General features: G+C 64.2%; 16 protein-coding genes. 7 read left to right on the forward strand and 9 right to left on the reverse strand.

What is annotated here, in order from left to right; all coding sequences use genetic code 11:
* Window positions 1-3: 3 nt before the first annotated feature.
* From hslU to hslV, 3 genes are read right to left on the reverse strand one after another with little or no spacing between them, the layout of a single operon-like run.
* Window positions 4-1311: an ATP-dependent protease ATPase subunit HslU gene (hslU, locus tag CWB41_RS01995; protein WP_115835658.1), complete on the reverse strand. Its 1308-nt coding sequence runs from the start codon at window positions 1309-1311 to the stop codon at window positions 4-6.
* Window positions 1308-2456 (reverse strand): hypothetical protein, encoded by a 1149-nt coding sequence (locus CWB41_RS02000; protein WP_115835657.1) that lies wholly within the window; start codon window positions 2454-2456, stop codon window positions 1308-1310. The genes hslU and CWB41_RS02000 overlap by 4 nt, the downstream gene beginning before the upstream one ends.
* Complete coding sequence (hslV, locus tag CWB41_RS02005) at window positions 2453-3019, reverse strand: ATP-dependent protease subunit HslV (protein ID WP_115835656.1); 567 nt, start codon at window positions 3017-3019, stop codon at window positions 2453-2455. Before hslV ends, CWB41_RS02000 begins: the two co-directional genes overlap by 4 nt.
* Window positions 3020-3254: 235 nt before the next feature.
* On the opposite strand from hslV, the gene hisB reads away from it, so the two are divergent.
* The 7 genes from hisB to coaA all read left to right on the forward strand — a co-directional run bounded on the left by hisB (window position 3255) and on the right by coaA (window position 8001).
* Window positions 3255-3848 carry an imidazoleglycerol-phosphate dehydratase HisB gene (gene hisB, locus CWB41_RS02010; protein ID WP_115835655.1) on the forward strand — a complete coding sequence of 198 codons (594 nt, stop codon included), beginning with the start codon at window positions 3255-3257 and terminating at the stop codon, window positions 3846-3848.
* 88 nt (window positions 3849-3936) lie between these two features.
* Entirely contained in the window at window positions 3937-4443 is a 507-nt protein-coding gene (locus CWB41_RS02015) for a DUF2628 domain-containing protein (RefSeq protein ID WP_115835654.1), read from the forward strand.
* Window positions 4440-5087: an imidazole glycerol phosphate synthase subunit HisH gene (gene hisH, locus CWB41_RS02020; protein ID WP_115835653.1), complete on the forward strand. Its 648-nt coding sequence runs from the start codon at window positions 4440-4442 to the stop codon at window positions 5085-5087. Before CWB41_RS02015 ends, hisH begins: the two co-directional genes overlap by 4 nt.
* Complete coding sequence (hisA, locus tag CWB41_RS02025) at window positions 5084-5827, forward strand: 1-(5-phosphoribosyl)-5-[(5-phosphoribosylamino)methylideneamino]imidazole-4-carboxamide isomerase (protein WP_425373447.1); 744 nt, start codon at window positions 5084-5086, stop codon at window positions 5825-5827. The genes hisH and hisA overlap by 4 nt, the downstream gene beginning before the upstream one ends.
* Window positions 5820-6608, forward strand: coding sequence for an imidazole glycerol phosphate synthase subunit HisF (gene hisF / locus CWB41_RS02030; protein WP_115835651.1), 789 nt, complete (start codon window positions 5820-5822; stop codon window positions 6606-6608). Before hisA ends, hisF begins: the two co-directional genes overlap by 8 nt.
* A gap of 7 nt (window positions 6609-6615) precedes the next feature.
* Complete coding sequence (locus CWB41_RS02035; protein WP_115835650.1) at window positions 6616-6936, forward strand: phosphoribosyl-ATP diphosphatase; 321 nt, start codon at window positions 6616-6618, stop codon at window positions 6934-6936.
* A gap of 102 nt (window positions 6937-7038) precedes the next feature.
* The gene (gene coaA, locus CWB41_RS02040; protein ID WP_115835649.1) at window positions 7039-8001 is read left to right on the forward strand and encodes a type I pantothenate kinase; all 963 of its coding nucleotides are present in this window, start codon (window positions 7039-7041) and stop codon (window positions 7999-8001) included.
* Window positions 8002-8094: 93 nt separating this feature from the next.
* On the opposite strand, the gene CWB41_RS02045 is transcribed toward coaA, so the two are convergent.
* From CWB41_RS02045 to coaBC, 6 genes are all read right to left on the reverse strand, one after another.
* Window positions 8095-9093 (reverse strand): adenosine kinase, encoded by a 999-nt coding sequence (locus tag CWB41_RS02045; RefSeq protein ID WP_115835648.1) that lies wholly within the window; start codon window positions 9091-9093, stop codon window positions 8095-8097.
* A 125-nt stretch (window positions 9094-9218) separates the two neighbouring features.
* Window positions 9219-10208 (reverse strand): cysteine synthase A, encoded by a 990-nt coding sequence (gene cysK / locus CWB41_RS02050; protein WP_115835647.1) that lies wholly within the window; start codon window positions 10206-10208, stop codon window positions 9219-9221.
* Window positions 10209-10323: 115 nt separating this feature from the next.
* The gene (locus CWB41_RS02055) at window positions 10324-10959 is read right to left on the reverse strand and encodes a peroxiredoxin (RefSeq protein ID WP_115835646.1); all 636 of its coding nucleotides are present in this window, start codon (window positions 10957-10959) and stop codon (window positions 10324-10326) included.
* A gap of 172 nt (window positions 10960-11131) precedes the next feature.
* The gene (locus tag CWB41_RS02060) at window positions 11132-11575 is read right to left on the reverse strand and encodes an RrF2 family transcriptional regulator (RefSeq protein ID WP_115835645.1); all 444 of its coding nucleotides are present in this window, start codon (window positions 11573-11575) and stop codon (window positions 11132-11134) included.
* A complete protein-coding gene (gene dut / locus CWB41_RS02065) occupies window positions 11572-12057 on the reverse strand; it encodes a dUTP diphosphatase (protein ID WP_115835644.1) in 486 nt (161 codons plus the stop codon). The genes CWB41_RS02060 and dut overlap by 4 nt, the downstream gene beginning before the upstream one ends.
* Window positions 12050-13303, reverse strand: a complete 1254-nt coding sequence (gene coaBC, locus CWB41_RS02070; protein WP_115835643.1) for a bifunctional phosphopantothenoylcysteine decarboxylase/phosphopantothenate--cysteine ligase CoaBC — start codon at window positions 13301-13303, stop codon at window positions 12050-12052. The genes dut and coaBC overlap by 8 nt, the downstream gene beginning before the upstream one ends.
* Between the last annotated feature and the right edge of the window lie 5 nt (window positions 13304-13308).

Here is a 13308-nt window from a genome sequence, read left to right on the forward strand (position 1 = left end):
TCCCTAAAGGATAAACCGGCTCAAGTCGCTGTTGCGGGCCAGATCGCCGATGTTTTTCTCGACGAATTCTGCCGTAATCTCAACCCGCTCGCCGGAGCGATCCGGCGCCGAATAGCTCACCTCGTCGAGCACACGCTCCATCACCGTCTGCAGGCGCCGCGCGCCGATGTTCTCGACGCTGGAGTTCACCTGCACGGCGATCTTGGCGATGGCATTCACGCCGTCCGGCGTGAAGACGAGTTCGACGCCCTCGGTCTGCAGCAGCGCCTGATATTGCTTGATGAGGCTCGCCTCGGTCTCGGTGAGGATGCGGCGGAAATCGTCCTCGTCGAGGGGCGACAGCTCGACGCGAATCGGCAGCCGGCCTTGCAGTTCGGGCAGAAGGTCCGAGGGCTTGGCGATATGGAAGGCGCCCGAGGCAATGAACAGCACATGGTCGGTCTTCACCGCGCCGTGCTTGGTGGAAACGGTCGTGCCCTCGATCAGGGGCAGCAAATCGCGCTGCACGCCTTCGCGCGAGACATCGGCGCCGCCGCGTCCCTCGCGCGCGCAGATCTTGTCGATCTCGTCGAGGAAGACGATGCCATTGTTCTCGACCTCATGGATCGCCTCCTGAACGATCTGGTCCTGATCCATCAGCTTGTCGCTCTCCTCGGCAACGAGCGGCTCGAGAGCGTCCTTGACGAGAAGGCGGCGCGGTTTGGATTGCTTGCCGAGCCCCTTGCCGAAAATATCGCCGATCGAGATCGCGCTGATCGAGGCGCCGGGCATATTGGGCAGTTCGAACATCGGCATGCCGGACGAGGGCTGCGCCAGTTCAATCTCGATCTCTTTTTCCGCCAGTTCGCCATCGCGCAATTTCTTGCGGAAGGCATCGCGTGTCGTCTGCGACGCGCTGGCGCCGACCAGCGCGTCGAGCAGCCGTTCCTCCGCCGCGAGATGGGCGCGCGCCTGCAAGGCTTTGCGCTTGTTCTGCTTCACCTGGGCGATGGCGATTTCAAGCAGATCGCGGATGATCTGCTCGACATCACGGCCGACATAGCCAACCTCGGTGAACTTCGTCGCCTCGACCTTGAGAAACGGGGCATTGGCGAGCTTGGCGAGGCGGCGCGAAATCTCCGTCTTGCCGCAGCCGGTCGGCCCGATCATCAAAATGTTTTTCGGCGTCACCTCGTCGCGCATCACGCCTTCGAGATGCAGGCGGCGCCAGCGATTGCGCAGGGCAATGGCGACGGCGCGCTTGGCCTGTTTCTGGCCGACGATGAAGCGGTCGAGTTCGGAGACGATTTCGCGCGGAGAAAAATCGGTCATGACATTTTCGTGCGTGGATGGGGAAGGCGTTGGGTGAAGCCCGCGGGCAAAGCGTTCAGCAGTCCGGCGCGCAGCGGCCGCCACCCGGTGCTGAGCAGCAGGATGAACAGGCCGAGCAGCAGCAACGTCGCCGCGCCCGCCTTGTCGGCGAGATCGGTCTGCTGGATCAGCACGCCGAAGGCGCCGCCGGCATAGGCAAGGCCCGACGCAAGCAGCGCGCGCCGGTCGATGACCAGCGAAACCAGCCCGAGGACGACGAAGATGCCGAGGACGGCGATCGCAGATGTGCTGTTGAACGCGCGCCCTTGCTGGACCGCGCTGATCAGCGAATGCACGATCAGCGGGGCCGCAAGGAGATGCAGCCAGAAGGCGATGTCGGCGCGGCGGGTCTGCCGCGCTGGGTCCGCCATATCGAAATGCATGGCAAGTGCGAAGACGCCGAGACCGAGGATGAGCCCGACGCCGTCGAAGACGCGGGCATCGAGGTCCGGAAAGACCAGAATGATCGCGGCAAGGATCGCGGCGACCAGCGCGCCGACGCCCGCAGCGATGGTGATCGGCACACGGAAGCGCCAGTAATAGGCCGCGGTCGCGAGCGCCGTCGCAAGGCCCGCTTCGATCACATCGAAGGCGCTGCCACCGAACAGGAGACGCGGCCAGTCGCGCGGCGTCGCATCGAAATAAAACGGCGCGAAAAGCGGCAGGCCGATCGTCGCCGGTGTCAGGTCGATAACGGCGCGGAAAATTGCGGTGGCGAAAATTCCGAGCAGGACGATGCTCGGCAGCGCCATCCGGTGCAGGCGCGTGAAGAATTCGGCGAGCAGCCACGCAAAGACGGCGAGGAGCGCCCAGACCGCCGGCTTGCCGACATAGAGCCCAAGCAAGTAATAGGCCGCCCCGAAAAAGAAGCCGAGGCCCATCGTGACGAAAATATCGGCGAAGCCGGTGATGAAGCGCAGCTTTTCGTCATCCACCGCATTGGCGTCGGACTGCGCCGGGTGCGCCGGGATGGCCGGCGGAGGAAGCGGCGGTGGAGGTGCGAAAGCGGCCGCCTCGGCGCGGGCCAGGGCGCGCAATTCTTCCGCCTGCACGGGCGTCAGAACATTGCGGGCAACGGCCTGGTCGAGCGCCGTTTCGGAGATCATGGCAAGCTCTCGATGACGACATTCCGGTTGGTGTAGACGCAGATGTCGGCAGCGATATCGAGAGCGCGGCGGGCGATGGTGGCGGCGTCGGCGTCGGTTGACAGCAGCGCGCGGCCGGCGGCGAGCGCATAATTGCCACCGGAGCCGATGCCCATCACGCTGCCGTCCGACGTCGCCTCGGGCTCCAGCACATCGCCATTGCCGGTGAGGACAAGGCCAGCCTCCTTGTCGGCGACCAGCATCATGGCTTCCAGCCGGCGCAGATAGCGGTCGGTGCGCCAATCCTTGGCAAGCTCGACACAGGCGCGCACGAGCTGGCCGGGGTACTGCTCAAGCTTGGCTTCGAGCCGCTCGAACAGCGTGAAGGCGTCGGCCGTCGCGCCGGCGAAGCCGCCGATCACCTCGCCCTTGGCCAACCGGCGCACCTTCTTGGCATTGCCCTTGATGATCGTCTGGCCGATGGTCACCTGGCCGTCACCGCCGATAACGGTCTGACCGCCCTTGCGGACCATGATGATTGTCGTTCCGTGCCAAGATTCTTGCCTTGGGGGCAGTTCGGACATTACGAAATACTCACGAAAATGCCGCGGCACGGCGATGCGAAGACCGTCCCCATCTATGGAGTTGGCGCGCCGCTGGCAAGGGCGCAGAAGCGCGAACAAACGGCGCGCGGTGTAAAAAAATAAATCATATCATGCACTTCACGGCCGCTTTCGCGGCCTTGGTTTTCTCTTTACGTAAAAATGCTCTATTGTCCGGCCGCCGCATGGCGCGGCTTCAGGATTCTCGATTTCTGTCATGCGCAAAGCCCAGATCGCCCGTAAAACCAAGGAAACCGCCATCGAGGTCCGTGTCGATCTCGACGGAACCGGCGTGTCGAACATTTCGACCGGCGTCGGCTTCTTCGACCATATGCTGGACCAGATCGCGCGGCATTCGCTGATCGATATCGACGTCACCGCCAAAGGTGATTTGCACATCGACCCGCATCACACTGTCGAGGACACGGGCATCGCGCTCGGCCAGGCGATCCGTCAGGCTTTGGGCGATGCGCGCGGCATCACCCGTTTCGCCGACGCGCTCCAACCGATGGACGAGACGCTGACGCGCGTGGCGATCGACCTCTCGGGGCGCCCCTATCTCGTCTTCCGGACGGTGTTCACGCGGCCCAAGATCGGCGAATTCGACACCGAGCTCGTGCGCGAATTCTTCCAGGCACTGACGACGCACACGGGGATGAATCTGCATATCGAGACCCTATATGGCGAGAATAGCCACCATATCGCCGAATCGGCGTTCAAAGGGGTAGCCCGGGCGCTGAGGACTGCCGTCACCATCGACCCGCGCCGCAGTGGCGAAATCCCCTCGACCAAGGGGTCGCTGGCGGGCTAGAGCATTGGCGCCCTCCCTTTGCGGGAGAATAGCCCTCGCCAGCCTGCCCCACGAAGGGCGCGGCAGCGGATTTAGGAACGAAGAGACTATGGCCGTTTACACGGTTTACGTCCCCGATTTCGGCCGAAGGGCGCCGTCCGAGGCCGATCGATATGCGGCTTTGCCGGACGCCGTTTTCGTCCGCGAAGGGTTTTCGCGCGCCGCCTTCTTCCTCGGACCGTTCTGGCTCGCCTGGCACCGGCTCTGGGGCGTCCTCATCGTCTGGTTCGTGCTGTTTGGCCTGCTCACGCTCGTCGCGCCGCAGTTTCTTGGCGATGGCGCGATCTTCTGGATCGCGCTGCTGCTCGAATTTCTGCTCGGCCTCGAAGGCAATGGGCTTCGGCAGCGCGAACTCACGCAGCGCGGCTTCCGCCTCTCGGACGTCGCGGCCGGCATCCGCCGTATCGATGCCGAGCGCAGCTATTTCCATCGCGCCCTGCGCGCCATCCCTCCGCCGCTGCCGCAGGTGAAAATCAGCGACGCGGCGACGGCTCCGGCACGAACGCCTCATGGCGACATCGTCGGCCTGTTTCCACACCCGGAGGATGCGCGGTGAGCGTCGCCATCGTCGATTACGGCTCCGGCAATCTGCACTCGGCGCACAAGGCCTTCGAGCGCGCCGCGCGGGAAGCGGGCATCGCCGCCGAAATCAAGGTCACCGGCGATCCCGAAGCCGTGGCGCGCGCCGAGCGCATCGTGCTGCCCGGCGTCGGCGCGTTTGCCGATTGCCGCCGCGGGCTTGAGGCGGTGCCGGGAATGATGGACGCACTGGAAGAGCGCGTGCGCAAACAGGGCCGCCCCTTTCTCGGCATTTGCGTCGGCATGCAATTGATGGCCGCGCGGGGACTGGAGCACGAGACAACCGAGGGCTTCGGCTGGATCGGCGGCGATGTCGCCGCCATCGAGCCGGGCGGCGATCTCCAAATCCCGCACATGGGCTGGAACACACTTGCCACCGGACGGCAGCATCCGTTGCTCGCGAATATTCCGACCGGGCCGGAAGGGCTGCACGCTTATTTCGTCCACTCCTTCGCCTACAAGGACGTGCCGGAGGATGAAGTCGTCGCGGTCACCGATTATGGCGGCCCCATCGTCGCCATCGTCGGCCGCGACAATATCGCCGGGACGCAATTCCATCCCGAAAAGAGCCAGAGACTGGGCCTTGCCTTGATCGCCAATTTCTTGCGGTGGCAGCCGTGATCCTTTTTCCCGCAATCGACCTCAAGAACGGCGAATGCGTCCGCCTGCTCCATGGCGACATGGACAAGGCGACCGTGTTCAACACGAATCCTGCGGCACAGGCACAAGCCTTCGAGCGACAGGGTTTCACCTATCTGCATGTCGTCGATCTCGACGGCGCCTTCGCCGGCAAGCCGGCGAACGCGGAGGCCGTTGACGCGATTCTCGCCCGCGTGACCATGCCGGTGCAACTCGGCGGCGGCATTCGCGATCTGCGCACGGTCGAAGCCTGGCTCGGCAAGGGCATCGCCCGCGTCATCATCGGCACAGCGGCGGTACGCAATCCCGATTTCGTGCGCGATGCCGCGCGCCGCTTTCCCGGCCGGGTCGCCGTCGGTATCGACGCGCGGGATGGAAAAGTCGCCGTGGAGGGTTGGGCCGAAACGACGGAAATGAAAGTCGCCGATCTCGCCGTGAAATTCGAGGATGCCGGCGTCGCAGCCATCATCTATACGGATATCAATCGCGACGGCGCGCTGAAAGGTTTGAACATCGAGGCGACGCTGGCGCTGGCCGATGCCATCTCCATTCCGGTCATCGCCTCCGGCGGCCTCGCCTCGCTCGCAGATGTGGAGCGCTTGGTGCAGCCCGATTGCGCCAAGCTCGAAGGCGCCATCACCGGCCGCGCGCTTTACGATGGCCGGCTCGATCCGCAGGCGGCTTTGGCGCTGGTCCGCAACGCGGAGAAGAGCCTTGCTTAAGGCGCGCGTCATCCCCTGTCTCGACGTCAAGGACGGCCGCGTCGTCAAAGGCGTCAATTTCGTCGGTCTGCGCGATGCGGGCGATCCGGTCGCCAGCGCCATTGCCTACGACGCGGCGGGCGCGGACGAGCTCTGCTTTCTCGACATTACCGCGAGCCACGAGAATCGCGGCACGCTGCTCGATGTCGTGCGGCGCACGGCGGAAGCCTGCTTCATGCCGCTGACGGTCGGCGGCGGCGTTCGCACAGTCGAGGACGTTCGCAACCTGCTGCTCGCCGGCGCCGACAAGGTCGCCATCAACACCGCCGCCGTGCAGAATCGCGAGTTCGTGCGCGCCGGGGCGGAGAAATTCGGCAGCCAGTGCATCGTCGTCGCCATCGATGCGAAACAGGTGGCGCCCGGCCGCTGGGAAATTTTCACCCACGGCGGCCGCAAGCCGACCGGCATCGACGCGATCCAATATGCCCGCGAGGTGGTGAGCCTCGGCGCCGGCGAAATCCTGCTCACGTCGATGGATCGCGACGGCACCAAATCGGGCTTCGACATCGCCCTGACCCGCGCTGTCGCGGATGCGGTCAACGTGCCAGTCATCGCCTCGGGCGGCGTCGGCACTCTCGATCATCTCGTCGAAGGCATCCGCGACGGTGGCGCCACGGCGGTCCTCGCCGCCTCGATCTTCCATTTCGGCGAATTCAGCATTGCCGAAGCCAAGACCTATATGGCCAGGCATGGCGTCGCGATCCGGCTGGATGGTATCGCGGCAACAGCCGCCGTCGCGTGAGGACAGAATGAGCGATTTCACTCTCGACGATCTCGCGGCCATCATCGCCCGCCGCGCCGAGGCGAGCGCGGAGACGTCCTACACCAAATCTCTGCTGACGGCCGGCCCGGCGCGCGCGGCGAAGAAACTCGGCGAGGAAGCGGTCGAAACCGTGATCGCCGCGATCGAGGGCGATCACGCGGCGCTCGTCAGCGAAAGCGCCGACCTGCTCTATCACCTGCTTGTCGTGCTTCAGGCGCGCGGGGTGGCGCTCGGCGAGGTTCTGGCCGAGCTGGAGCGGCGCACGCGCCAGTCCGGCCATGAGGAAAAAGCCTCCCGGAAAGCATGACATCGGGCAAATCAATCCTCCATTTGGCCGGTTTCAAAAATAGAATTGTCGTCTAAAATGGCGCCATATCTCCTCCAGCGGCGCCAGGCAGCCGGGAGATCCATGGACGAGCGCGTCACGCAGCCTCCGGCGGTTCTCTCGCCCTATCATCGCTTCAGCCGAAGCGAATGGGCGGCTTTGCGCGCCGACACGCCGCTGACGCTGACGCTGGACGACCTGAATCGGCTGCGCTCGCTCAGCGAGCCGCTATCGCTCGAAGAAGTCATCGAAATCTATCTGCCGCTGTCGCGCCTGCTCGCGCTCTATGTCGCCGCGACGCAAGGGCTCTACAAAGCCACGCAGCGCTTCCTCGACGCCGAAGACGGCAAGATGCCCTATATCATCGGCGTCGGCGGGTCCGTCGCCGCAGGCAAGTCGACGCTCGCGCGGGTGATGCGTGCGCTGCTCTCGCGCTGGCCCAATACGCCGAAAGTGCAGCTCGTCACGACCGACGGCTTTCTCTATCCGAACGCCGTCCTCGAGGCCGAGGGCCTGATGGACAAGAAGGGTTTTCCCGAGAGCTACGACAGCCCGGCGCTCATCAATTTCCTCTCGGACATCAAGGCGGGCACGCACAATGTCCGCGCGCCGGTCTATTCGCATCTCACCTACGACATCATGCCGGACGAATTCGTCACCGTCGACCGGCCGGACATTCTCATCGTCGAAGGCTTGAACGTGCTGCAGCCCGGCCGGCCGGTGAAGCATGGACACGCCGGCGCCTTCGTCTCCGACTTCTTCGATTTCTCCGTCTATCTCGACGCCGACGAGAACGACCTCGCGCAATGGTACATCAACCGCTTCCTGCGGCTACGCGAGACCGCCTTCCGCGACCCGCGCTCCTACTTCCGCAAATATGCGGACATGCCGGAGAACGAGGCCGAGTCGATGGCGCGCGATATCTGGACGCGGATCAATCTGCGCAATCTGCACGAAAACATTCTGCCGACGCGCGCCCGCGCCAGCCTCGTGCTCACCAAGGACGCGCAACACGCGATCCAGACGGTGGAACTGAGGAAGCTGTAGCCGTCATTGCGAGGAGCGATTGCGACGAAGCAATTCAGAAATCCAAAGCAACGTTCCTGGATTGCTTCGCTTCGCTCGCAATGACGCAAGCCTTTAAAGCAGCCCGTTTTCCGCCGCGAGCGCCTTCAGGTCCGTTTGCGGCCGCGCCCCATAATGCTGGATGATTTCGGCCGCCGCGAGCGCGCCGAGCCGCGCGCAATCCGTCAGGCTTTGCTCGCGCGACAGACCGGCGAGAAAGCCGGCGGCGAAAAGATCGCCCGCGCCGGTCGTATCGACGAGGGTGTCGATCGGAAAAGCATTCACCGCATGCGTCTCCTCGCGCGTGACGATGAGCGAGCCCTTTTCGCTGCGCGTCACCGCGGCGAGAATATCCTCGTCACGCAATTGCGCGACCGCCGTCTTGAAATCGGCCGTCTGGTAGAGCGCATGCAATTCGCTCTCGTTGGCGAAGAGAATGTCGATGCTGCGTGTGCGGATGAGTTCAAGAAATTCGTCGCGATAGCGATCGACGCAGAAAGCGTCCGAAAGGGTGAGCGCCACCTTGCGCCCCGCCGCATGGGCAATGCCGGCGGCCTTGAGAAACGCCGCCTTTGCCGCCGGCGGGTCCCAGAGATAGCCTTCGAGATAGGTGATCTGCGCCGCCGCGACGCGCGCGGCATCAATGTCGGTCTCACTCAGCGCCTGACAAGCGCCGAGAAAAGTCTGCATCGTGCGCTGACCGTCGGGCGTCACTAGGATGAGGCAGCGCGCGCTCGCCAGCCCTTCGGTCGCCGCCTTGGTCTCGAAATCAACCTTCGCGGCCCGGATGTCGTGGGTGAACATGTCGCCCAGCGGGTCGTGCTTCACCTTGCCGATGAAGGCGGCGCGAGCGCCGAGCGCCGCGGCGCCGATGATCGTATTCGCCGCCGAGCCGCCGGAGACGACGATGGTCTGGCCCATTGCGGCATAGAGCTTTTCCGCCGTCGCTTCGTCGATCAGCGACATGCCGCCCTTGTTGAGGCCGTGGGCGAGCAGAAAATCGTCATCGCAAGGGGCGAGGACATCGACAATGGCGTTGCCGATGCCGAGGATTTCGAGGCTGGGTTCGGTCATGAGACGGGCTGGTTGCGGAATGAGCCGTGCGTGTCGCATTGCCCCGAGGGCAGGTCAAGCGGAGCAAAAACAAATGCGCCGGCGCAAAGACCGCACCGGCGCATGGAACGATCCTGGAATGATTATCAGAGCCCTTCGAACAGAGCCGTCGAGAGATAGCGCTCGGCAAAGGAGGGGATGATGACCACGATGTTCTTGCCGGCGAATTCATCGCGCGTGCCGACCTCGATCGCCGCCGCCAAGGCCGCACCGGAGGAAATGCCGACCGGAACACCCTCAAGCCGGGCGACCAGCCGGGCGATGTCGAATGCCGTCTGATTGCCGACCGTGATGACCTCGTCGATCTGGCTGCGATCGAGAGTCGCGGGAACGAAACCCGCGCCGATACCCTGAATCTTGTGCGGGCCCGGATGACCGCCGGACAGAACCGGCGAATCTTCCGGCTCGACCGCCACGATGCGAAGGCTCGGCCGGCGCGGCTTGAGCACCTGCGCGACGCCGGTCAGCGTACCGCCGGTGCCGACACCGGAAACGAAGACATCCACTTCGCCCTTGGTGTCGTTCCAGATTTCCTCCGCCGTCGTGCGCCGGTGAATCTCCGGATTCGCGGGATTCTCGAATTGCTGCAATGTGTAGGCACCGGTCGTCGCGTTGGCGAGTTCCTGCGCCTTGGCGATGGCGCCCTTCATGCCTTGCGGGGCGGGAGTCAGCACCAGTTCAGCGCCCAGCAGCGCGAGCATTTTTCGCCGTTCGATCGACATCGATTCCGGCATCACGAGAATCAGCCGGTAGCCCTTCGCCGCAGCGACAAAGGCGAGCGCGATGCCGGTGTTGCCGGACGTCGGCTCGATCAGCACGGTACGATCCGGCGAAATCTTGCCGGCGGTTTCGGCCGCGTCGATCATGGCGAGGCCGATACGGTCCTTCACGCTGCTGATCGGATTGAAGAACTCAAGCTTCGCAAGCAGGTTGGCCTTGACGCCCTTTTCCTTGGCGAGCTTGTCGAGCCGGACCAGCGGCGTATCGCCGACCGTCTCGGTGATGGAATTGTAAATCCGTCCGCGGCCCGGCACCTGGGCCACGCTTCCGGCTTCCTTGATTGCGGCCTGCGCCATCCCTTTAATCTCCCTGCCGATCCTGCGACTCGGCCTCAATAGCAAATTTCGCCCGAAAACGTGAGAGGCGCCCGTCCGGCTGTCCCTCACGCATTCTTATACCTTGGCGCTGCCCTCAGTTATGCGGCGCCGGGACGATGCGCAAATAGGGGCGCGGCGCCTTCCAGCCCTGGGGATATTTCTTCTTCGCGTCTTCGTCGGAGACGGCCGGGACGATGATGACATCCTCCCCCGGCTTCCAGTTGACCGGCGTCGCGACCTGGTGCTTCGCGGTCAATTGCAGCGAATCGATCACCCGCAGGATCTCATCGAAGTTGCGGCCCGTGCTCGCCGGATAGGTGAGGCTCAGCTTGATCTTCTTGTCCGGGCCGATGACGAACACCGAGCGGACAGTAAGCGTGTCGCTGGCGTTGGGATGGATCATTCCATAAAGATTGGCAACCTTGCGCTCGGGGTCGGCGATCAGCGGAAAATTGAGCGCGTAGCCCTGGGTTTCCTTGATGTCTTCCGACCATTTCTCGTGCGAAGTCAGCGGATCGACGCTGAGGCCGATGACCTTGACGCCGCGCTTGTCGAACTCGGGCTTCAGTTTCGCCGTATAGCCGAGTTCCGTGGTGCAGATCGGCGTGAAATTCTTGGGATGGGAAAACAGCACCGCCCAGGAATTGTTGATGTAATCGTGGAACTTGATCGGGCCTTCCGTCGTCTGGGCCTCGAAATCGGGCGCGATGTCGCCAAGCTGCAGTGCCATGGTTCACCTCTTCAGATACGCGTCGCGCGGGCACCCGCCGGCGGCCCGTTACAACATGGATTGTTTGGTCTTGGCCTCACCCGCTCCGGCCCAGGAGAGCAGACTGCCTGACCGGGCCGAAAACTAGCATTATTCCCGGGGCGTCGGAAGTATATAAAAACAATAGACAATACTAAATTGTAAAATCCGGCTTCGCCGCCTCGTCGTGGAGCACTTTCTTCTCCCCGGCCTCGCGGCAAATATCGTCGATCGTCACGCCTTCAAGATCACCGAGGAAAGCTTCGCCCGCGCGCGAGACAATTGGATGGATGATCGTCTCGATAAAGACGTTTTCGGTCTTCTCTTCCTCAGGCTCGTCGACCGCGACGGCGCGAACGACTTCGGCCGCGCTGATACGGCGGCGCTCACGGGCCAATTCGTAGCCGCCACGCGGCCCGCGCACGCCCTTCAGAATGTCGGCGCGCACCAGCGCCTGCAGCAAGGTTTCGAGATGGCGCGGCGGCAGGCCGAGCCGGCCAGCGAGCAGTTTCGCCGCAACGGGCTGCGGCCGGGCGTGGATCGCAATATCGACGACCGCAGCAAGCGCAAGAACGCTGCGCCGGGATAGAAGCATCATGCGTCATCTCCCTGCAAAGCCGAATGGCCCGTCGAGCCGTAACCGCCGGCGCCGCGCACGGTTTCGGTCAGCCTCGCCGTCTCGACAAAGACGGCGCGCATCACCGGCGCGACGACGAGCTGGGCGATCCGCGCACCGCGCACGATTTCGAACGGCTCGCTCCCGCAATTTATCAAAAGCACGCTGACTTCGCCGCGATAATCTGAATCGATCGTGCCCGGCGCGTTAAGCACGGTCACGCCGCGATGCAGCGCGATCCCCGAGCGCGGCCGCACCTGACCTTCGTAGCCGTCCGGCAATTCGAGCACGATGCCGGTCGCGATCAAGTGGCGCGCGCCCGGTTCAAGAACAATTCTCTCATCCGGGGCCAAAGCCGCGCAAAGATCGGCCCCCGCCGCGCCGACGCTGTGATAGGCCGGCAAAGGCAAGCCTTCGCCATGCGGCAAAACCCGGACTGCGACCCGCGGCGCCGCCTCACGCATCGAGCCGCTCCCTCAAAAGCTGCGCCAGGTGCCGGACGAGCTTGGCCGCCACGTCCTCCTTGCGCATCTTCGGCCAGGTCTCGGCCCCGGATGGCGTGATCAGCGTGATCTGGTTCTCATCCTTGCCCATCGCACCCTCGGCCCCGCCGACGTCATTGGCGACGATTATATCGCATTGTTTGCGCGCCAGCTTATCGCGCGCGTGGGCCAGAATGCTTTCGGTTTCGGCAGCGAAACCGACGACAAGGCGCGGCCGGCCCGACCGGCGCTGCGCCACGGCGGCAAGAATGTCGGGATTCTCGGCCAGCGCGAAGTGCGGCAGGACGGCGGATTTCTTGATCTTCTGCGGCGCCGCGGCTTCAACACGCCAATCGGCGACCGCCGCCGTAGCGATGAAAATATCGGCCGGCAATGCCGCCTCGACCGCCGCCGCCATTTGCGCCGCGGTTTCGACATGCACTGTCGTAACACCGGGCGGATCGGCCAGAGCCACCGGACCGCTGACCAGCGTGACATCCGCCCCGGCCGCCGCCGCCGCGGCGGCGATGGCATGGCCCTGCTTGCCGGATGAGCGATTGCCGATATAGCGCACCGGATCGATCGGCTCGTGCGTCGGGCCCGAGGTGACGACAACATGCCGGCCGGCAAGCGGCTTTTCGCCCGGCGCGGCGCCGACGCCCGGAGGCAACGCGATCTTCGTCTCGCCATTGAGCGCCGTGGCGATGGCGCCAAGGATCGCCGCCGGTTCGCTCATCCGGCCCGGCCCATATTCGCCGCAGGCCATCTCGCCTTCATCCGGACCGACGAACAAAACCCCGTCACGGCGCAGGGTTTCGACATTGCGCCGCGTGGCGGGATGGAGCCACATGCGCAAGTTCATCGCCGGTGCGACGAGAATTTTCTTGTCCGTCGCCAGCAGAAACGTCGCGGCGAGATCGTCGGCAAGGCCCTGCGCCATCCTCGCGAGCAGATCGGCCGTCGCCGGCGCCACGACGACGAGATCGGCGGCGCGGGAGAGCTGGATGTGTCCCATCTCCGTCTCGTCCGTCAGCGAGAAGAGATCGTCGAAGACCTTGCTGCCGGAGAGGCTCGCGACCGACAGCGGCGTGACGAATTGCTTCGCCGCCTTTGTCATGACGACATCGAGGCCGACGCCCTGCTCGCGCAGGCGGCGGATCAGCTCCAGCACCTTGTAGGCGGCGATGCCGCCACCGATGACGAGCAGAATGCGTTTGCCGTTCAGCAAAGACG

Origin of the sequence: Methylovirgula ligni, from assembly GCF_004135935.1 — a bacterium.
GTDB lineage: Bacteria > Pseudomonadota > Alphaproteobacteria > Rhizobiales > Beijerinckiaceae > Methylovirgula > Methylovirgula ligni.